The organism is Myxococcus sp. SDU36 (genome assembly GCF_030168875.1).
Lineage (GTDB): Bacteria > Myxococcota > Myxococcia > Myxococcales > Myxococcaceae > Myxococcus > Myxococcus vastator.
In genome coordinates, this window is the sequence record NZ_CP077414.1 from 404,527 (window position 1) to 423,732 (window position 19,206).

A 19,206-nucleotide genomic window follows, 5' to 3' on the forward strand; every position below is an offset into this window, starting at 1 on the left:
CCAAGCCCTGTCAACGCGTGGCGCGCGCGACTTGTTCGTTACTTGTTCGCGGTGGCCGCGTCCGCGGACGAGATGTCCGCGTCGTTGCCCTCACCGCCGGAGGCGCCGTCCGCGCCGTAGGAGATGATGACCGGCTTGCCGCCCTCGTTGATGTAGACGTAGTCGTTGTTCCAGGGGTCCTTGGGCATCTGCTCCAGCGCCTGCGCCTCCACCAGCGCCTGCAGGCCGGAGGCCGTGTCCGGGTACTTCCCCTTCTTCGTGTAGTAGAGCTTCATCGCGCTCTGGATGTTCTTGATGTCCAGCCCGGCGCGATCCCTGCGCGCGGCCTCCAGCTGCGGGATGACGGCCACACCCACCGCCGCGGCGATGAGCCCGAGGATGGTGATGACCACCATGATTTCGATGAGCGTCATGCCGCGGTTGCGGCGCTGCTTCTTCTGCTGCTGCTTCTGGCTCTGGCGCATGTCTGCTCTCCATCCCGGGTGACTTTCTGGCAGGCCACCCTGGTGTCGTCGTGTCTTCTTGTCAGGGCGTCCGGGCGCGCTCCGCCGCCCCGGCGGGCGGGCGCGGCTGCTGGGGACCGTACAGCCGGGCACCCACGGTCAACAGCGCCGCCGCCATGGCGACCATCGCCGCCAGGGTGACGCGCTGAATCCAACGGTCCGCCAGGTCATTCATCATTCCGCCACACCTCACCGGATGGCCGAGTTCACCTGCAGAATCGGCATCAGGATGGAGAGCGCGACGAATGCAATCACCGCGCCCATCACCACGATGAGGAGGGGCTCCAGCAGCGAGGTGAGGGCGGTGATGCGCACGTTCACCTGCGTCTCGTAGTTGTCCGCCACGCTGGTGAGCATCTCCTCCAACTGGCCGGAGCGCTCGCCAATGGCGACCATGTGGTACACCAGCGGAGGGAACTCCCCGGAGCGCTTCAGCGGGTTGGCGATGCTCTCGCCCTCGCGGATGGAGTCGCGGGCCTTCTCCACGACCTCCGCCAGGACGGTGTTCGTCATGATGGCCTTGACGATGTCCATGGCCGCCAGCAGCGGGACGCCGCTCTTGAGCAGCGTGGACAGCGTGCGGGCGAAGCGGGAGATGGACAGCAGGCGCACCAGGTTGCCCACCACGGGGGCCTTGAGCGTGAGGCGGTCCCACTTGGGCTTGCCCGTCGGGCTCTGCGTCCAGCGCATGAAGAGGACCACGCCCAGCGCCATGCCCGGCAGCAGGATGAACCACCAGCTCTGGAAGAAGTTGCTGGAGGCGATGAGGAAGCGCGTGCTCAGGGGCAGCGTGGCCTTCATCGTTTCGAAGATCTTCGTCACCTTCGGCACCACGAAGACCATGAGGGCCACGAGGATGCCGCCGCCCACCACCATCATGATGGCGGGGTAGAGCATGGTGCTGAGGATCTTCTGCTGCAGGCGGGCCTGGTTCTCCGTGAAGTCCGCCAGGCGCGTGAGCACCGCGTCCAGCGCGCCGGAGGCCTCGCCCGCGCGCACCATGTTCACGTAGATGCTGGGGAAGATTTTCGGGTGCTGGCCCATGGCGTCCGCCAGGGACGAGCCTTCATTGACGCGCTGCTTGATGTCGGAGAGGGCGCGCTTGAAGCGCTCCTTCTCCACTTGGTCCACCAGCGCGCTGAGCGACTCCACCAGCGTGACGCCCGCGCCCAGCAGCGTGGACAGCTGGCGGGTGAAGATGGCCACGTCGTCGGTGTTGACGCGCCCCCGGCCCAGCTTGCGCAGGTCGATGTCGCGCGCCACCAGCGCCGCGTTGGTGCCCTTGGACACGGCGGCGCGGCTGCCTTCGGCCTGGGCCAGCACGTCCGTGAGGAAGATGCCGTCGGCGCGCAGCTTGGACCGCAGCGTCTTGGGTGAGTCCGCCTCGAGCAGGCCCTTGATCTGCTTGCCCGCGGAATTGAGACCTCTGTACTCGAAGACCGGCATGGTTCAGGAACCCCGGCCCCTCCCCAGGGAGGAGCTGTCGGCTACATGTCCTCCTGGGTGATGCTGAGCACCTCGGCGATGGTCGTCTCACCCAGGGCAATCTTCCGCGCGCCGTCATCCAGCAGCGTCGTCATGCCCTTGGACGTGGCGGACCGCTTGATGGTGGAGGCGTCCACGTTCTTCAGCACGAGCTGGCGCACGTCGTCATCCACGGGGAGGAACTCGTAGATGCCGGTTCGCCCGCGGTAGCCGTTGCGGTTGCAGGAGGGACAACCCGTGGCCTTGAAGATGCGTTCCACGCCGTAGCGCTGCTTGAAGGAGGCCACCGAGTGGCCCAGCTCCTTGAGCTCCGCGTCCGTGGGCTCGTGGGGCACGCGGCAGTCCGGGCACACGCGGCGCACCAGGCGCTGGGCCAGGATGCCGGTGAGCGAGGACGCCACGAGGAAGGGCTCCACGCCCATGTCCACCAGACGCGTCACGGCGCCGGCGGCGTCGTTGGTGTGCACCGTGGACAGCACCAGGTGGCCCGTCAGCGACGCCTGGATGGCGATCTCCGCCGTCTCCTTGTCGCGAATCTCGCCGACCATGATGACGTCCGGGTCCTGGCGGAGGAAGGAGCGCAGCCCCTGGGCGAACGTCAATCCAATCTTCGGGCTGATGGCCATCTGGCCAATGCCCTTGAGCTGGTATTCGACCGGGTCCTCGACGGTGAGGATGTTGAGGTCGGGCGTGTTGATCTTCGACAGCGCGCCGTAGAGCGTCGTCGTCTTGCCGGAGCCGGTGGGGCCCGTCACCAGGACGATGCCGTGCGAGCGCTTGATGACGGCTTCCATCGACTCGAGCGTCTTCTGGCTCATGCCGATTTCCGCCAGGTCCAGCAGCGTCGCCGTCTTGTCCAGCAGACGCATGACGATGCGCTCGCCGAAGGACGTGGGGATGGTGGACAGACGGATGTCGATGTCGCGGCCGGCCAGCTTGATGCGGATGCGGCCGTCCTGCGGCAGGCGCTTCTCCGCGATGTTGAGCTGCCCCATGACCTTCACGCGGCTGACGATGGCGTTCTGGTAGCGCTTGGGCGGCTTGATGACCTCCTGCAGCACACCGTCCACGCGGAAGCGCACCAGCAGCTCGCGCTCCATCGGCTCGATGTGGATGTCGCTGGCGCGCTCCTTGGCGGCGCGGAACAGCACGGAGTTCACCAGCCGGATGACGGGCGCCTCGTCGTCCTCGTCGAGCAGGTCCTTGGGCTCGTCCAGCTCGTGGGCGATGGCGTCCAGGTCCTGCGTTTCCATCTCGTCCACGAGCTGCTCCGTCTCATTGACGGAGCGGTCGTAGACGCTGTTGATGGCGTCGGTGATGGTGGAGCCCAGCGCGATGCGCTGGCTGACGCTCTGGCCCAGCAGCACGCGCACGTGGTCCAGCGCCGCGGTGTCCAGCGGGTCGGCCACCGCCACCGCCACCGTGTCACCCTCCAGGGACAGCGGGAGGATGCGCGACTGCTTGGCGAAGTTGATGGGGATGCGCTTGACCAGCTCCGCGTCCACCTCTTCGGCGAAGATGCGCGCCAGGTAGGGCAAGTCCAACTGGTGCCCCAGGGCCTTGGCCACGTCCTCCTCGGAGACCGCCTTCATCCCCACCAGGGCCTCGCCAATGCGCTGCCCCTTCTCGTCCTGGACGGCGAGCGCCTCCTGGAGCTTCTCCTCGGTGAGCGAGGGGACGATGGCGCGCAGGATCTCCCCCAGCGGGCGGCCACACAGGTAGGCCTGTCCGTGAGCCACGAGCTGCGTGGCGTCGTTGCGCGGGGAAGCCGTGCCGCTGGAGGCGGTGGTGAGGATGGGGTCGGCGGTCAGGTTCATGGCGTCTGTTCCCCCGCCTCCGGCTGGATGCGCAGGCTTTCGGCGTCTCCCGCCTCGGGGACCGGGATGGCCTCGGGCGGGGGCTGCTCGAAGTTCTGCGGGGCGGGCACTGGTTCTTCCGAACCATCCGGAGGCGGGATGCCTTCCCGCACCGCCGGTTCACCTTCCTCCGCCGGGGGAACAGGCGCCTGCCGCTGCGTGGAGGGCACGGCTCCCGGGCTGCTGGCCGGGGGAGGGGTCGGGGTGATGACGCGCTCGCCGGACACGCCCGGACCGCCGTTCTCCGCGCGCTGCTCCTCCTGCGTCACCTTCTGGCCCATGCGCGACAGCGGACCGGGCTTGCGGGTGAAGTCCACCGCCACGTCGTAGCCGGGCACCTGGCCATAGAACTGCTCCACGAACTGCTGCCGCTCCTTCATCTTGCGCTCGAAGATGACGCGGAAGTCCTCCGGCCCCCGGATGATGTAGGGCGTCAGGAAGAGCAGCAGGTTCGTCTTCGTCTTGCGGCGCGTGGTGTCGCGGAACAGGTGGCCCAGGAGCGGGATGTCACCCAGCAGCGGCACCTTGGACACGCTCTCCAGGGTGCGGTCCTGCATGATGCCGCCAATCACCAGCGTCTCCTGGTCTCGCGCGATGACGGTCGTCTTCGCGCTGCGGCGGGACGTCGTGGGGCCGAGCACCGGGTCGGTGGAGGCGATCTCCTCCGTCTGCTGGTTGATGACCAGGCGGATGTAGTCGCTCTCGTTGATTTGCGGCTTCACCGTCAGCTTCAGCTCCACGTTCTGACGGGTGATGGGGGCGTAGAGCGACCCCAGGCCGCCCAGGCCGCCCAGCAGGCCGCCGCCCAGGCCACCCGCGACGCCGCCAGTGCCCACGCCGCCCCCGAGCGAGCCCAGCGAGGACGGGTTGAAGCCGGACTGGAAGGGCACGTTCTGGCCCACCGTGATTTCCGCCTCCTCGTTGTCGCTGGTGAGGATGTGCGGCGTGGAGAGCACGTTCACGTCCGAGCTCTGCTGCATGGCGTGCAGCACCACGCCGAAGGCCGGGATGCCCAGCTTCTCCAGCGCGGGGATGACGGGGCCCTGGAGGCCGGCGAGGAAGCCGCCGTAGGACGCCAGGCTGGTGAGCGACAGGGACGGCGGCAGGCCGTTGCCGGAGGTGTTGGTGCCGATGAGGCCGGGCACCGGGCCGTTCTCCGTGCTCAGGCTGAAGCCGCTGTGCAGGTTCATGCCGAACCGCGCGTTGCGGTCCAGGTTGACCTCCATGATGACGGCCTCCACGAACACCTGGCGGCGCGGCTTGTCGAGCTGCTGGATGACCTGGACGATGTTCTTGTAGTCCGCCGCGCTGGCGACGATGACCAGCGAGTTGCTGCCCTTGTCGGCCGAAATCTTCACCTCGCCGCTGAACAGCTCCGCCGCCTGCGTCGTGGTCGCGGCGGGTGCGCCCGGCGGGCGGGCCGGCATCGGCATGCGGCCTCGCTGGGGCGTGCCGCCGGTGCCCTGGGCCAGCGACTGGAGCGTGCTGGCCAGCTCCTCCGAGTTGGCGTTCTCCAGGTAGTAGACGTTGATGCGTCCGCCGCCGCTGGTGGGGATGTCAATCTGCCCGACGATGTCCTGGATGCGGTCGAAGGCCGCGGGGCTGGCGACGATGATGAGCTTGTTGGTGCGCTCGTCCGGGATGATCTGCGACAGCGTCACCGGACCGCCAGTCGAGCCCGCCTGGCCCGCCTGTGCCGCCTGGGCTGCCTGGGCCGCCTGGGGGCTGCCGGGAGGCACGTTGCGCGCGGCGGGCTGGCCGGGGCGGGCGCCCTTGGCCTCGAAGAGGCGCTGCACCGTGTTGGCCACGTCCTGCGCGGAGGCGTACTGCACCTGGATGATGCGCATCTCGTCGCTGGCGGCGCGCGTATCCAACTGGTGGATGATGCGCTCCAGGCGGTGGATGTTGGAGCCCACGTCGTTGATGATGATGGTGTCGGGCGGATACGGAATCGTGTCGCCGTCCTTGGACACCAGCTGCTGGAGCACGCCGCGCAGCGGCTCCACTTCCACGTTCTGCACGCGGAACAGCTTGGTCACCATCTGCTCGTTGGTGGTGTACGGCTCACCGTCCTCGATGATGGTCGGGATGGGGTTCTGCTTCGCCGAGCGCTTGTCGACGATCTTCATGAACCGGCCGTACTGGTAGACGGCGAGCCCGTTGGCGTCGAGCGAGGCGAGGAAGGCGGAGTAGAAGGCGTCCGCGTTCACCTCCACCCGGCCATTCTCCGGGCCGATGATGGAGATCTTCCCGCGCACGTTCTCCGGCAGGATGAAGGTGCGGCAGGTGGCGTCCGCCACCGTCTGGACCAGCTTTTCGATCTCCACCTTGTCGAAGTAGATGCCGTAGCGGGCATTGCGGCGGGCCTCCTCGCACGTGGGCGTGCGGCGAGGACCCGCGTTGGCTTCACCAGCGTTGGTGGCGCCAGGGCCTTGAGGGGAAATCGTCCGCTCTCCGGCGGAGCCAGAGGGCGGCGAGCGGCGCTGGGCCTGCGCGGGAACGGCGAGCGCGAGGCACAGGCAGAGCATCCAGGACGGGAGCGTCTTCATGGAGGAGCGGGCGCTGCGGAGGTGATTAACGGACGTTGTACGACTTGCGGATCGGCGCACCGTTGCGCTCGATCTCGATCTCGATGCGGGCTGCGTCTTTCATCTTCGAATAGACCTCCAGCGCTTTCTCCGGGCTGTTGAGGTCGAATCCGTTGATGCGACGGATGACGTCGCCATTCTGGACGCCAATCTTGGAGTAGATGGAGTCCGGACGGATGGAGAAGAGCTTGAAGCCCACCGCCTGACCGTCCTTGAACGCGGGCACGATGCGCGCCTGCATGGCGACGTTGTTGAGGTTGTTGAGCGTCTTGTCGATTTCCGCGCGCGGGACCTCGTACTCATTTTCGCTGGTGGCGCGGATGCCACTGCCGTCGTTGGGCGGCGCGGTGTTGGCCTGGGCCACCGGAGGCGAGGGCGGCACGAAGGCCCCATCACCCGGGTTGCCGTCGATGAACTCGCGGCGGCCGCCGTTGATGATGATGACGCGCTCGCGCTCGATGCTCTCCACGGTGGCACCCTGCAGGGCGTTGCCCACCATGAAGGTCTGCGAGCGCTGCGTCGTCATGTCCTGGATGGAGGCGAAGGACCAGTCGGGGTTGCTCGCCACCAGCGTGCCGAGCAGCTTCACCCGCAGGCCGCTCTTCACGGGCGCGGCATTGGGGTCCACCTCCGCGGAAGCGCCGCCGGGCTCCTGAACCTCGGGCTCGGGCTCGGGCAGCGAGATGCCCGTCAGCCGCGACAGACGGTCCAGGTCGAGCATCGCCATGGCCGTCTCGCTGCGGCGCGGCTGTGAAGGCGCGCGAGCGGACGCCCCCCCCGTGGGAACGGGGGAGATGGCGGACTCGACGAACAGGTTCACCGTGCTCGCCGCCAGCACTCCGACGAGCAGGATGAACACCAGGTTCACCGTCCAAAAGTATTTTCGAAAGAAGAGTTCCATCACGCTTCCAGGAGAAAGCCGGGCCCTCATTGAGCAAGCCAGGTGCCATCGCGGGCCAGGCGGGCAAGACAGGACCTACGGCCAACCACTTGAAATTATTCCGGAATAGCAGGAGCCCCTGACACGCGATGTGGCCCCCGAAACCCCGCCGGACAAATTGTCAAAGGCAGGCGGGGGGCGGTGTGACGCCCTGTCAGTCGTCGGTGTCGGTGTCGGGGCCGGGCGGCGCGGCGCCAGAGCCGTCCCCGGTGGACTGCTCTCGCTCCAGCTTGCGGTAGATGGTCCGCGCGGCGATGCCCAGCAGCCGTGCGGCCAGCGTCTTGTCGCCGCGGGTGTGACGAAGCGTCTCGTGGATCACCCGGCGCTCGATTTCCTCCATGGGCGTGCCAATGGGGATGACGAGCTGTCCGGCCGAGCCCAGCGGGCCTTTTCGCACGGCTTCGGGCAGGTCGCTGGCCTCCAGCACCTCGCCGCGCGCCAGCACCACCGCGCGCTCCACCGCGTGCTCCAGCTCGCGCACGTTGCCGGGCCAGGCGTAGTTCTCCAGCACGCCCAGCGCCTCCTGCGAGAAGCCGCGCAGCACCTTGCCATTCTTGGCGGCGAAGCGGCGCAGGAAGGCGTCCGCCAGCAGGGGGATGTCCTCGCGGCGTGAGGCGAGCGCGGGCACGCGAATCTCCACCACGTTGAGCCGGTAATAGAGGTCCTCGCGGAAGCGGCCCTCCGCCACTTCCTTCTGCAGGTCCTTGTTGGTGGCGGCGACGAGGCGGACGTCCACCCTCACCGTCTGCGTGCCGCCCAGCCGCTCGATTTCGCCCTCGGCCAGCGCGCGGAGCAGCTTCACCTGGGCGGGCAGCGGCATCTCCCCGACTTCGTCCAGGAAGAGGGTGCCGCCGTGGGCGCGCTCGAAGCGGCCCTCGCGCCGGGCCACCGCGCCGGTGAAGGCGCCGCGCTCCACGCCGAAGAGCTCCGCCTCCAGGATGTTCTCCGGCAGCGCGCCGCAGTTGACGGCGACGAAGGGGCCACGGGCCCGCTGGGAGAATTCGTGGACGGAGCGCGCGGCCAGCTCCTTGCCCGTGCCGGACTCCCCCAGCAGCAGCACCGTGGCGGTGGAGGGGGCCGCCTGGCGGATGGTGTCCAGCATGGCGCGGAAGGCGGGGGACTGACCCACCATGGAGCGCCCACCCGCCGCGTTCATCTCCGCCAGCTTCGCCTTGAGCGACTGGTTCTCCGCCACCAGCGCCCGCTTCTCCAGCGCCTTCTGGATGGCCTTCACCAGCGCGTGGCGCTTGAGGGGCTTGGTGATGAAGTCGTAGGCGCCGTCCTTCATGGCCGCCACGGCCGTCTCCACCGTGCCATAGGCCGTCATCAGCACCACCTCCACGTCCGGGCGGATGGCGCGCGCGGCGCGCAGCAGCTCCTGGCCGTCCATGTTGGGCATCATCAGGTCGGTCACCATGGCGGCGACCTCCGGCCGGCGCAGCAGCTCCAGCGCCTCCGTGCCGTTGGCGGCGGCCAGCGTGGCCATGCCCTCACGCTGGAAGATGCGGACGACCGAGTCGAGGTTCGCGCGGTCGTCGTCGACGACCAGGACCGTGGGGGATGTCATGTCGTGCGGAACCTCTTGCAAGCCGTGTTCCCTTGGCTACTCGCCCGACACGGTGAGCTGCCGGAAGCGGACCGTGGGCGCGCCCACCGTGCCGCTGCGGAACTGGAGGTCGCTGCCGATGCCGTCCAGGTCCTTGAGCATCTGCAGCAGGTTGCCCGCCACCGTCACCTCCTGCACGGGGTGCGTCAATTCGCCCTTCTCAATCCACAGGCCGTTGGCGCCCGCGGACAGCTCGCCCGTCACCGCGTCGGTGCCGTGGCCCAGCAGGGCGGTGACGTAGAAGCCGCTGTCCACCTCGCGCAGCAGCGCCTCCGGCGTCTTCGAGCCCGCCTCCAGATACAGGTTGCTGGTGCCGATGGCGGGCAGCCCGTTGTAGCCGCGGGCCGCGTTGCCGGTGGTGCGCGTCTTCGCCTTTCGCGCGGTGAACGCGTCGTAGAGGAAGGACTTGAGCACGCCCTGCTCGATGATGGGCGTGCGCCGCGTGGGCACGCCCTCGCCGTCGAAGGGCGCGGTGGCCAGGCCGCGCGGCATGAGGCCGTCATCCACCAGCGTGACGTGCGCGCCCGCCAGGCGCTTGCCCAGCAGCGGGGCCAGGAGGCTGGCCTTCTGGTACACGGCGTTGCCGTCCGCCGCGCCCGCCACGTCCGACACGAAGGACGCGGCCACCTGCGGGTCGAACAGCACGGGCACCTGCTGCGTCTTCACCCGCCGGGCGCCCAGCATCCGCACCGCGCGGCGCGTGGCCTCCCGGCCGATGGACTCCGGTCCGTCCAAATCATCCAGGAAGCGGCGGTAGTCCATCCAGTAGCCCGTCTGGAGCCCCTCGCCGTCGGAGGCCACTGGCGCCGCGTACAGGTATACGTAGGTGCCGGAGTACGCGCCCGTCACGCCCTCGCTGGAGGCCATGTAGATCTCGGACACGTAGTCCCCGGCGCCCACGCCATTGAAGGCGATGACGCGCGAGTCCTCCGCTCGGGCCGCCTTCTCCACCTCCAGCGCCGTCTTGAGCTTCCAGTCCCCGGGGAGCTCGGCGACCTGGGGGTCGAAGAGCAGGCCGGTGTCTCCGAAGCGGCCCAGGTCCTTGCCGGAGGGCAGGCCGTTGAGCTTGCTGGGCGCGGAGAACTCCGCCAGCTTGAGGGCCTGGTCCACGATGTGGTCCACGGCGGAGGGCTCGAAGTCGGACGTATAGGCGAAGCCCAGCCGGTCCTTGAGCACCACGCGCACGCCCACGCCCTTGCTGGTGGACTGCGTGAGGTCTTCAATCTGCCCCTGGTGCACGCGCACGCTGCTCTGGCGGCCCACCTCCAGGAAGGCCTCCGCCTGGCGGGCACCCTTGCGCCTGGCGCGCTGGACGATTCTCTTCGCGAGCTGCTGGTAGTCCATGGTTGGTGCTCTCTCTCAGGCGACCTTGGTTCCGCCAACGGTGATGTTGTCGATGCGCACGGTGGGCAGCCCCACGCCCACGGGCATGGACTGGCCATTCTTCCCGCATATGCCCATGCCCGGGTCTTGCATGGGGTCGCAGCCCACGCGGGACACGTTCTTCAGCGCCTCCGGCCCCACGCCGATGAGCGTCGCGTTCTTCACCGGGCGGCCCAGCTTGCCGTCCTCGATTTGATAGGCCTCGCTGACCTCGAAGACGAAGTTGCCGTTGGTGATGTCCACCTGCCCGCCGCCGAAGGTGGCGCAGTACAGGCCGCGCTTCACCTCCTTGAGGATGTCCTCGGGGGCGTGGTCACCCGGGGCCAGGAAGGTGTTCGTCATGCGCGGCAGGGGCAGGTGCTTGAAGGACTCGCGCCGCCCGCTGCCGGTGCTGCGCTGGCCCATGAGCTGCGCGTTGAGGCTGTCGTAGAGGTAGCCCTTGAGCACGCCGTTCTCGATGAGGACCTTGCGCTCGCCGGGGTTGCCCTCGTCGTCGATGTTGATGGAGCCGCGCCCGCTGGACACGGTGCCGTCGTCGATGATGGTGACCAGGTCGGACGCCACCTTCTCACCCAGCTTCCCGGCGAACAGCGAGGTGCCCTTGCGGATGAAGTCCGCCTCCAGGCCGTGGCCCACCGCCTCATGCAGGAGGATGCCGCTCCACCCCGGCGCCAGCACCACCGTCTGCGGGCCGGCCGCGCAGTCCACCGCGCCCAGCGTGGCCACCGCCTGACGCGCCGCTTCCCGGGCCACGTCCTCCGGGGAGAAGGCGTCGAAGTGGCTGAAGGGCACGCGCCCGCCGCCGCCGTACATGCCGGTGCGCTGCTCGCCGCCCTTGCCCTGGGCCACCACCCTCACCGAAAGCCGGCACAGGTCCTGGGTGTCCTCGGTGTAGCGCCCGTGGGTGTTGGCCACGGCGATGCGTCGCGTCTGGTCCACGTAGCCGCCGTTGACCTGCTTCACCCGCGCGTCGAAGGCGCGGGCAGCCTTGTCGGCGCGCATGAGCAGGCCCGTCTTCAGCGACACCTCCACGTCCATCAGCGGGGTGCTGACGTGGTAGTGGCTGGGGACCGCGGCGCGGCGCACGGGGAAGCTGCGCTCGGCGCCGCCACCCTGGGCAATCATGGCCGCGGTGGAGGCCGCGCGCAGCAGTGCGGGCTCGTCCCAGTCGTCGGAGAAGGCGTAGCCCACCTTCCCGCCGGAGATGACGCGCACGCCCACGCCCTGGACTAGGCCCGTCTGCGCGCTCGTGATGCGGGATTCTTCCAGCCGCACCGCCGTGGTGAGCGTGCGCTCGACGTACACCTCCGCGAAGTCGCCCCCACGCTCCATGGCCACGGCGAGCAGGCGCTCGACAAGCGGCTGGGGCAGCAGGGCGGCGGGCGTGGACCGCCGGGCCACGGGTGGGGCCAGCTTCGAAGAGGGGGCGCGCTTCGAGGGCGCAGACGCTCGGGGCATATTTCGGAACTCCCGCGGTGAAGTCGATGGGGTATGTGGCAGCCTACATAGGAGGGGTCGCCGCCGGGAGCAACGCTCGAGGTCCCCCGTTCTTTCCCTGATCCGCGGCCTGTCCGCATTCCCACCATGGAGACGGCGCTCTAAGATGCCCGGCGCTTCGAGACTGGAAACCGCCCCATGCCTCCTCGTCCTCCTCCCTCTTCCCGTGCTGGCGCCGGTCGTTCCGGTGGTGCCGCGGGTGAGGACCCAGACTCCATGAAGTCCCCCGCCCGGCGCCGCCCCGCGTCCGAGGACGAGGACTTCGCCGCGCCCGCATCCGGCGAGGACGGCTACCCGGACGACGGGCCGCCCAACCCGGACCTCTACGGTGAGGAGGAGCCGGGCCGCTCCCGCACGGGGGAGACGCGCGTGGCCTCCATCGAGTCGGTGGAGGCGGAGCGCCGCTCCCGCGACGAGGACGAAGACGACAACGCGGACGCCACGCGCGCGGGTCCTCCGGTGCAGATGGAGGTGCTGGAGGGGCCGGACCAGGGCCGCAAGAAGCGCTTCCAGAGCGTGCGGATGGTGGTGGGCCGCAACAAGGACTGCGACTTCGTGCTGGAGGACCAGTCCGTGTCCCGCCGGCACCTGGAGCTGGTGTACGGGCAGGCCGGCGTGGTGATGCGCGACCTGGGCAGCGTCAGTGGCACCCAGGTCAACGACCAGCGCGTGGACGAGTGCCTGCTGAAGCACGGTGACGAAATCTCCGTGGGCAAGACGCGCCTTCGCTTCGTGGACGAGGCGGAGCAGATCAAGGAGCTGCGCGCCCAGGCGGAGGCCCGCGAGGCGGAGGAGAAGCGCGAGCGCGAGGCGGCCGCCCGCGAGGCGGAGGAGAAGCGGAAGAACCAGGCCGCCGCGCGTGGCAGCGACGCGGACCCGAACGACCCGCGCTTCAACGAGGCCACCAACGCCAACTACAAGCTGCCCGACTCGCTCAAGGAGGGCTCCGGCGGCAAGGGCGCGGTGGCTGTGCCCCGGTCCCGTCCGCCCATCCGGAGCACGCCGACGCGTTCGAGCGGCGGTGGCCTGACGGGCAAGCAGAAGGCGCTCATCGGCGGCGGTGGCGCGCTGGTGGTGGTGCTGGTCATCGGGCTGATGCTGATTCCGTCGGGGCCGCCGCCCCCGCCTCCGCCGGACCCGAACGCGGAGCGGGCGAAGGTGTTGATGCAGCAGGCGCGCGAGTCCGTGCGCGCGGATGACTTCGCCAACGCCATCCGCCTCATCGAGGAGGCGGAGAAGCTGGTGCCGGGCATCGACGCGGACAACCTGGCCCGGGGCGCGCGCACGCAGCTGGAGGTGATGACCTCGCTGGAGGCGGTGCGGGCGCTCATCGACGAGAAGCAGTTCGACGAGGCGCGCGCGAAGCTGGAGGCGACGCCGCAGGGCACGGCGAAGACGGATGACGTTCGCCGCAAGCTGGCGACGGCGCTGGAGGAGCAGGACATCGCCTGGCGGCTCCAGCAGGTGGAGGAGTCCTTCGCCTCGCGCGACCCGGAGACGATTCGCCCGCTGATTGCGCAGCTGCCGCCGCTGAACCGGCCGGCCTACGAGGTGAAGCTGACGGACCTGGAGGCCGAGCTGGCGAAGGAGGCCCAGGATGTGTCGCGGCGCAACCGCAACGCCGCGGCGCGCGCGGCGGAGCTGGCCAAGGAGCGGCGCAAGGAGTTCATCGCCGAGGCCTTCGCCGACGTGGAGCGCCGCTTCAACGGGGGTGACTACCAGCGCGCCGTCCTGGAGTGTGACCGGGTGATGGACAAGCACCGGGCGGAGAAGGACGTGAAGGACCGGGCCCTGGCCCTCAAGCGGCTGATTCCCCAGTTCCGGCGCGCGCTGGAGGACGGGCAGAAGAAGCTGGACGCCAACTCGCTGGAGGCGGCGGCGACGCCCCTGCGGCGCGCGGCGGCGCTGTACCGCCAGATTGGCTTCCGGGGCTCGCTGGGGAACAGCATTGACGAACAGCTCGCGTCGTCCTCGCTGGCGGCGGGGCAGAGCGCGCTCAAGAAGGGCGACCTGGGCGCGGCCGGCACGCACTTCCGCGAGGCGCTGCGGCTCAACCCGGGCGACGGGCGGGCGCGTGAAGGACTGGAGACGCTGCAGAAGAAGGCGGAGGAGCTCTTCCTCCGGGCCTACATCCAGCGGGACAGGGATCCGCGGGCCGCGGCGGAGATGTTCAAGGTCGTCATCGAGACGGCCTCGGAAGGCTCCGACGTCAAGCGCAAGGCGGAGATGTATCTGAGCGAGCTGCAGCCGTGAGTGGCGGCGGGCCGACCATGATTTGCCGGGGAGACAAGGGATGAACGAGTCGTCGCTGCGTGAGCTCGGGATGGACCTCATCGAGGAGCGCCAGTTCGAGCGAGCCCTGGCCGTGTTCGCCGAGGCGGTCCGCCGCGTCCCCGCGGACCACCGCGCGCGGATGCTGGCCGCGCGCTGCCTGGCGGAGCTGGGCGAGCGTGAGCGCGCCGTCACCGCCTACCACGCCTGCGCGGAGGGCCTGCTGCGCCGTGACTACCTGCTGTCCGCCATGGCCGCGTGCAAGCTGGCGCTGGACCTGGCGCCCAACGAGCGGCGCCTGAAGGAGACGCTGTTTCGCGTGCACGCGCGCGCGGTGCGCAACGCGCCGGGCCGCGCGGTGGTGCCCCCGCCGCTGCCGCCCGAGGTCCTCTACGACGGCAAGGTGGAGACGGACCTGATGGGGCTGCAGGGCGAGGAGCTGTCCAGCCGCGCCATCGAAGTGCTGGCCGCGACGGACCCGGGCGGCGCCGCGGACCCCAACAGCCGTCCGCCGCTGCCGCTGTTCGCGGAGCTGGAGCGGGATGCCTTCGTGGACCTGGTGCGGCTGATGGCATGGCACCGCGTGAAGCCGGAGGAGGCGGTGAGCCGCGAGGGCGAGCCCGCCGACTCCCTCTACGTCCTGGTCGCGGGCAAGGCGGAGGTGACGCGGCAGATGGAGGGTGAGGCGCGCACGCTGGGCTTCCTCGGCGGCGGCTCCATCTTCGGTGAAATCGCGCTGCTGACGGGCGCGCCGCCCACGGCGACGGTGTCCGCGGTGTCGGACACGGAGGTCTTCGAGATTCGCCGCGAGCACCTCAACGCGGTGGCCAAGAGCCACCCCTCGGTGCCGCAGGTGCTGGCGGACTTCGCGCAGCAGCGCATGGCGCGCAACCTGATGGCCACCTCGCCCATGTTCCAGACGATGCCGGAGTCGGAGCGGGGCGCGCTGCTGGGGCGCTTCACCTTCCGGGCGCTCCAGGCGCGGGAGAAGGTGCTGGTGGAGGGCGAGCACTCGCCGGGGTTGTTCCTGGTGCTGGCCGGTGAGCTGGTGGTGCAGAAGGAGGACCCGGCGGGCGGCGTGGTGACGCTGGGCATGCTGCGCGAGGGCGAGGTGGCGGGGGAAATCTCCCTGCTGACGGGCCTGCGCGCCACGGCGACGGTGGCGGCGGCGCGCAAGACGGCGGCGGCCTTCCTGGAGCGCGCGGCCTTCCACGAGCTGGTGACGGCCGTCCCGGACATCCGCACGTACCTGGAGCAGCTGTCGGACCGCCGGCTGAAGCAGATTGGCGAGGCGCTGCGGCCCGCGGAAATCATCGACGCGGACGAGCTGGTGCTCGAGCCCGAGGCGGCATGAGGCGGCCATGGTGAACGTGACGCGCTCGCAGGTGGTGGGCGGGGTGCTGGCGCTGCTGGTGGCCGGCGCGGTGCTGTACTTCTGGCCGCGGCAGCAGCTCACCGTGGAGGAGGCCATCCGCCGCCAGGTGGTGGTGATGACGCGGGAGGCGGAGGAGAAGGACGTGGGCGGGGTGATGGAGCACGTCTCCGAGCGCTTCCGCTCCAACGGGCAGGGCGGCTGGTCGAAGAAGGACGTGCGCGGCATCCTCACCGCGCAGGTGCTGCGCGGCCAGTGGGTGCGCGTCTTCGTGACGAACCTGGAGGTGCGCGAGGTGTCTCCCACGGAAGGGGAGTTCAACGCGCGCTTCATCTTCGGCCGCTCGCAGGCGGAGAAGGTGGAGGACCTGGCCGCCGACAGCGTGCTGAGCGCCTACCGCATCGAAGGCGCCTTCGAGAGGGAAGAGGACGGCGAGTGGCGCGTGGTGCGCGCCCGCCCGGAGTCCATCAGCCCCACGGACCTACTCTAGGAGCGAGCCGGACTCCGCCTTCCAGGCCTTGGCCATGCTGGCCTGGCCGGCGGACTCCAGCCGCTCGCGGATGTCCTCCACGCGCTCCGCCAGCGCCTCGCGGGGAGCGCCCTGCGCCCGGGCTCGCGCGAGCCCGAAGAAGTAGTGCTGGCAGCCGGCGGCGTGCTCGCCCTGCGCGAAGAGCAGGTCCCCCATGGCGGTATAGGCCTCCGCCATCGTGCCCGCGCCGCTGTCCGGGGCCACGGCGGCCAGCAACGGGCGGGCGCCCTCGTAGTCCTTGCGCGCCAGCAGCAGCGCGCCCTTGGCGTACTGGGCCCGGGCCAGGTCCACGCCGCGCGCGGCCAGGGCCTTGTCGTAGGCGGCCAGGGCATCGTCCTGACGGGAGGCGGCCTCCAGCACGCCGCCGCGCGCCAGCCAGTAGCGGCTGTCCTTCTCCAAGAGGCCCACCTGCTTGCCGTCCGGGGTGGTGGTCCGCACCGGGCCGAAGGTGGCCTCGTATGCGTCCAGCAGGGCCACCGCGCCGTCGGTGTCACCCGCGCCCTGCAGCGCCCGCGCGCCGTCCAGGTAGAGCAGGGGGGCATTGCGGCGCCGGGCCACGGCCGCCTCGAACGCCGCGCGCGCCTGGGCGTCACGCTTCACCGCCAGGGCCCGGGCCCGGGCGAAGAGGGCGTAGTGCTCATCGGGGACGGCCTTCAGCGCTTCGTCCGCGGCCTTCAGGGCCTCGTCGGGTGCGCCGCGGGCCAGCGCCAGCTCCGCCTTCAGCGCGCCCGCGCGGGCCTTCAGGCCGGGCGTCAGCTCCGCGCCTCGGGCCTCCACGCCGGAGAGCACCTGCCGTGCTGCCTCCGTCTTGCGTCCCTGGTAGGTGTACGCCAGCGCGGTGGACACGCGGGCCAGCAGGTGGTCCGGGTTGACGCTGGTGGCCTTGGCGAAGGCCTCCACTGCCTGCGGGTACTGGCCTTCATCCAGCAGGGCCTCGCCGTATGCGGTGGTGAAGCGCGGGTCGCGCCAGGCCGCCTCCGCCGCGCGGGCGAAGGCCTGCCTCGCGCCGGGAAGGTCGCCGCGCGCCTGGAGCGCCAGGGCCCGGGCCAGCGTCAGCCGGGCGTTGTTGGCGCCGCGGGCCTCGAGCCCGGCCAGGTACTGCTCCGCCTCGGCGGCCTTGCCCGCGGCCAGCAGGTGCAGGGCGTGGGCGCCGTAGCGCTCGCCGGACTGCGACTCCAGCTGCTCGGCGCGGGAGAGGTGCTCGCGGGCCTTGGCGTCCGCGCCGGGCTGACGGTGCTCCAGCCACAGCACCGTCTGGATGTCGGCGGCCAGGGCCTGGGCGTCACGGGCCTCGGCGTCGAGTTGGAAGAGGGCCTCCAGCTCCGTCATCGCGCGGGCGAGGTCCGCGGGGTTGCCACGCATGGCGGCCATGCGGGCCGTGCGCAGGTGGTCCTCCGTCTGCTTGCGGACGGTGCCCCGGTGGATGAAGAAGGCCACCGCGCCCGCGAGGAGTACCGCCACCACACCCACCTGAATCAGCGCGCTGGTGAGGCTTTCGCGCCGCTGCCAGTCCTTGCGCCCTTCGGTGCCCATGGACCTGTCCCCCGCGCTGGAGTTGGATGTGCGCCGGCCGTGATGCCGGGTATAGGAGTCGCGCTCAGATAGGAACGGTCCCCTGGGCTGTCAACGGGGGCGGCGGCGTGAACACGGACGTGGGAGGTCAGAGGTATGGCGGTACACACGGCGCTACCCCCCGAGGCATTCGAGCGGGTCGCGGAGGCATTCGGGCTGGGGGCTGTGCACGAGGTGACGCCCATTCCCCAGGGCTCCATCAACACCAACCACCGCGTGGAGACGCAGCGCGGGCGCTACTTCGTGCGCCACACCACGGTGCGCTCCGCGGACGACTTGCGCTTCGAATCCGCGCTGCTCGCGCACCTGGCCGCGTACCACTTCCCCGGGCCCGTGCAGCTGACGACGCGCGACGGGGCGACCTTCCTGGCGCTGGAGGGCGGCCGCGTCAGCGTCTTCCGCTGGCTGCCGGGCGAGGAGCTGCGCCACCCGGCCCTCACCGCCGACCACCTGGAGCGGCTGGGCGCGGAGCTGGGCAAGCTGCACCGCGACACGCAGTCCTTCTCCGACTCGCGGGAGAATCCCTACGGCCCGGAGACGGTGCGCGGCTGGCTGGAGGCGCTGGCGGCGCACCCGGACGCGGCGCTGGCGGCGGTGGCGCGTGAGCTGCAACGCGACATGGAGACGTCGCGCACCCTGCGGCAGGGCCTGGAGCCTCGCGGCGTCATCCACGCGGACCTCTTCATGGACAACGTGAAGTGGCTGGGGGACCGCGTGGGCGCCTTCTTCGACTTCGAGATGGCGTGCCGGGAGGACTACGGCCTGGACGTGGCCATCACCCTCAACGCCTGGTGCTTCGACGGCGGGCAGTACCTGCCGGAGCTGTGCCGGGCCTTCATTCGCGGGTACGTGGACGTCCGGCCGCTGTCCGCCGTGGAGCGCACGAACCTCTTCGGCCATGCGCTCTACGGGGCGGTGCGCTTCACGGCGAGCCGCATCCGCGACTACCACCTGTCCTCGCTGCCGGCGGACAAGCTGGTGCGCAAGGACTACCGCACCTACCTGAACCGGGCCCGGGCCTTGAATGCCATGGGGCCCGAGGGCTTCGCCGCGCTGCTGGGCCTGTGAAGGCCCCGCGGCGTCAGATGCCGGTGATGATCTTCCAGGTGCCGTCTTCCTTGCGGAACACCATCTGCTCCAGCTCGGACTCCTTCATGGGGCGCGAGTGGAGCGACGGCATCCGCCAGGTGGCATCCCAGTAGTAGATGGCGGCGGCCACGTCTTCGCCCACCTGGATGCGGCGGATGCTCAGCTCGATGCGCGGGCCCTGGATGCGGGGGAACACCCGCTCCAGGTAGGGCACCAGGGTTTCCGCCGTCAGGTCGTCGCTGGGGTCGTTCGGCGTGCCGCCGTCATCCCGGAACGCAGGCGAGATGAGCTTCTGGATGGCCTGGGCGTCCCGGGCCTCCAACGCGGTGCGGTACTGCTCCATGACGGCGAGGATGGCGCGCGTGTCGGAGTTGTCGACGATGTCCGTGCCGGGGATGCGCTTCGGGGCGCACGCGGCCAGCAGGGACAGGACGCTGAAGGCGAGGAAGCGTTTGAGCATGGCGGGGCCTTATTGGGACAACCCGACGGAAGTCAACCCATTCCCAGGCCCCGCC

15 protein-coding genes are annotated in these 19,206 nt (G+C 70.1%); 4 read left to right on the top strand and 11 right to left on the bottom strand.

Features of this window, described 5'->3' with window-relative positions; translation table 11 throughout:
- Positions 1-38 precede the first annotated feature (38 nt).
- From gspG to KGD87_RS01710, 9 genes are all read right to left on the bottom strand, one after another.
- Positions 39-464, bottom strand: coding sequence for a type II secretion system major pseudopilin GspG (gene gspG / locus KGD87_RS01670; RefSeq protein WP_284665831.1), 426 nt, complete (start codon positions 462-464; stop codon positions 39-41).
- A gap of 61 nt (positions 465-525) precedes the next feature.
- Positions 526-681, bottom strand: a complete 156-nt coding sequence (locus KGD87_RS01675) for a hypothetical protein (protein ID WP_284665832.1) — start codon at positions 679-681, stop codon at positions 526-528.
- Between the two features lie 11 nt (positions 682-692).
- Entirely contained in the window at positions 693-1,949 is a 1,257-nt protein-coding gene (gspF, locus tag KGD87_RS01680; protein ID WP_163780743.1) for a type II secretion system inner membrane protein GspF, read from the bottom strand.
- A 41-nt stretch (positions 1,950-1,990) separates the two neighbouring features.
- Positions 1,991-3,805 (bottom strand): type II secretion system ATPase GspE, encoded by a 1,815-nt coding sequence (gspE, locus tag KGD87_RS01685; RefSeq protein ID WP_284665833.1) that lies wholly within the window; start codon positions 3,803-3,805, stop codon positions 1,991-1,993.
- The gene (gene gspD / locus KGD87_RS01690; RefSeq protein ID WP_284665834.1) at positions 3,802-6,393 is read right to left on the bottom strand and encodes a type II secretion system secretin GspD; all 2,592 of its coding nucleotides are present in this window, start codon (positions 6,391-6,393) and stop codon (positions 3,802-3,804) included. Before gspD ends, gspE begins: the two co-directional genes overlap by 4 nt.
- 25 nt (positions 6,394-6,418) lie before the next feature.
- Positions 6,419-7,333 carry a type II secretion system protein GspC gene (gspC, locus tag KGD87_RS01695; RefSeq protein WP_284665835.1) on the bottom strand — a complete coding sequence of 305 codons (915 nt, stop codon included), beginning with the start codon at positions 7,331-7,333 and terminating at the stop codon, positions 6,419-6,421.
- 193 nt (positions 7,334-7,526) lie between these two features.
- The gene (locus tag KGD87_RS01700; protein WP_284665836.1) at positions 7,527-8,939 is read right to left on the bottom strand and encodes a sigma-54-dependent transcriptional regulator; all 1,413 of its coding nucleotides are present in this window, start codon (positions 8,937-8,939) and stop codon (positions 7,527-7,529) included.
- A gap of 36 nt (positions 8,940-8,975) precedes the next feature.
- Positions 8,976-10,322 carry a TldD/PmbA family protein gene (locus KGD87_RS01705; protein ID WP_284665837.1) on the bottom strand — a complete coding sequence of 449 codons (1,347 nt, stop codon included), beginning with the start codon at positions 10,320-10,322 and terminating at the stop codon, positions 8,976-8,978.
- 15 nt (positions 10,323-10,337) lie between these two features.
- Positions 10,338-11,819: a TldD/PmbA family protein gene (locus tag KGD87_RS01710; protein ID WP_284665838.1), complete on the bottom strand. Its 1,482-nt coding sequence runs from the start codon at positions 11,817-11,819 to the stop codon at positions 10,338-10,340.
- A 177-nt stretch (positions 11,820-11,996) separates the two neighbouring features.
- Here KGD87_RS01710 and KGD87_RS01715 point away from each other — a divergent pair, with 177 nt between their 5' ends.
- The 3 genes from KGD87_RS01715 to KGD87_RS01725 are packed head-to-tail and all read left to right on the top strand — an operon-like array spanning position 11,997 to position 15,991.
- Positions 11,997-14,111 carry an FHA domain-containing protein gene (locus KGD87_RS01715; RefSeq protein ID WP_350101198.1) on the top strand — a complete coding sequence of 705 codons (2,115 nt, stop codon included), beginning with the start codon at positions 11,997-11,999 and terminating at the stop codon, positions 14,109-14,111.
- A 40-nt stretch (positions 14,112-14,151) separates the two neighbouring features.
- Complete coding sequence (locus tag KGD87_RS01720; RefSeq protein WP_284665840.1) at positions 14,152-15,483, top strand: cyclic nucleotide-binding domain-containing protein; 1,332 nt, start codon at positions 14,152-14,154, stop codon at positions 15,481-15,483.
- Between the two features lie 7 nt (positions 15,484-15,490).
- Entirely contained in the window at positions 15,491-15,991 is a 501-nt protein-coding gene (locus KGD87_RS01725) for a hypothetical protein (protein ID WP_284665841.1), read from the top strand.
- Here KGD87_RS01725 and KGD87_RS01730 read toward each other — a convergent pair.
- Positions 15,983-17,563: a tetratricopeptide repeat protein gene (locus KGD87_RS01730; protein WP_284665842.1), complete on the bottom strand. Its 1,581-nt coding sequence runs from the start codon at positions 17,561-17,563 to the stop codon at positions 15,983-15,985. The genes KGD87_RS01725 and KGD87_RS01730 overlap by 9 nt on opposite strands.
- Positions 17,564-17,698: 135 nt before the next feature.
- On the opposite strand from KGD87_RS01730, the gene KGD87_RS01735 reads away from it, so the two are divergent.
- Entirely contained in the window at positions 17,699-18,670 is a 972-nt protein-coding gene (locus KGD87_RS01735; protein WP_284665843.1) for a homoserine kinase, read from the top strand.
- Positions 18,671-18,683: 13 nt separating this feature from the next.
- Here the strand turns inward: KGD87_RS01735 and KGD87_RS01740 are convergent, their stop codons facing one another.
- Positions 18,684-19,151 (bottom strand): nuclear transport factor 2 family protein, encoded by a 468-nt coding sequence (locus KGD87_RS01740; protein WP_284665844.1) that lies wholly within the window; start codon positions 19,149-19,151, stop codon positions 18,684-18,686.
- Positions 19,152-19,206 lie beyond the last annotated feature (55 nt).

Bases quoted from the DNA above. Each gene is read 5' to 3' on its own strand.
- gspG (WP_284665831.1), bottom strand. From the start codon at position 464: ATGCGCCAGAGCCAGAAGCAGCAGCAGAAGAAGCAGCGCCGCAACCGC.
- KGD87_RS01675 (WP_284665832.1), bottom strand. From the start codon at position 681: ATGATGAATGACCTGGCGGACCGTTGGATTCAGCGCGTCACCCTGGCG.
- gspF (WP_163780743.1), bottom strand. From the start codon at position 1,949: ATGCCGGTCTTCGAGTACAGAGGTCTCAATTCCGCGGGCAAGCAGATC.
- gspE (WP_284665833.1), bottom strand. From the start codon at position 3,805: ATGAACCTGACCGCCGACCCCATCCTCACCACCGCCTCCAGCGGCACG.
- gspD (WP_284665834.1), bottom strand. From the start codon at position 6,393: ATGAAGACGCTCCCGTCCTGGATGCTCTGCCTGTGCCTCGCGCTCGCC.
- gspC (WP_284665835.1), bottom strand. From the start codon at position 7,333: ATGGAACTCTTCTTTCGAAAATACTTTTGGACGGTGAACCTGGTGTTC.
- KGD87_RS01700 (WP_284665836.1), bottom strand. From the start codon at position 8,939: ATGACATCCCCCACGGTCCTGGTCGTCGACGACGACCGCGCGAACCTC.
- KGD87_RS01705 (WP_284665837.1), bottom strand. From the start codon at position 10,322: ATGGACTACCAGCAGCTCGCGAAGAGAATCGTCCAGCGCGCCAGGCGC.
- KGD87_RS01710 (WP_284665838.1), bottom strand. From the start codon at position 11,819: ATGCCCCGAGCGTCTGCGCCCTCGAAGCGCGCCCCCTCTTCGAAGCTG.
- KGD87_RS01715 (WP_350101198.1), top strand. From the start codon at position 11,997: ATGCCTCCTCGTCCTCCTCCCTCTTCCCGTGCTGGCGCCGGTCGTTCC.
- KGD87_RS01720 (WP_284665840.1), top strand. From the start codon at position 14,152: ATGAACGAGTCGTCGCTGCGTGAGCTCGGGATGGACCTCATCGAGGAG.
- KGD87_RS01725 (WP_284665841.1), top strand. From the start codon at position 15,491: ATGGTGAACGTGACGCGCTCGCAGGTGGTGGGCGGGGTGCTGGCGCTG.
- KGD87_RS01730 (WP_284665842.1), bottom strand. From the start codon at position 17,563: ATGGGCACCGAAGGGCGCAAGGACTGGCAGCGGCGCGAAAGCCTCACC.
- KGD87_RS01735 (WP_284665843.1), top strand. From the start codon at position 17,699: ATGGCGGTACACACGGCGCTACCCCCCGAGGCATTCGAGCGGGTCGCG.
- KGD87_RS01740 (WP_284665844.1), bottom strand. From the start codon at position 19,151: ATGCTCAAACGCTTCCTCGCCTTCAGCGTCCTGTCCCTGCTGGCCGCG.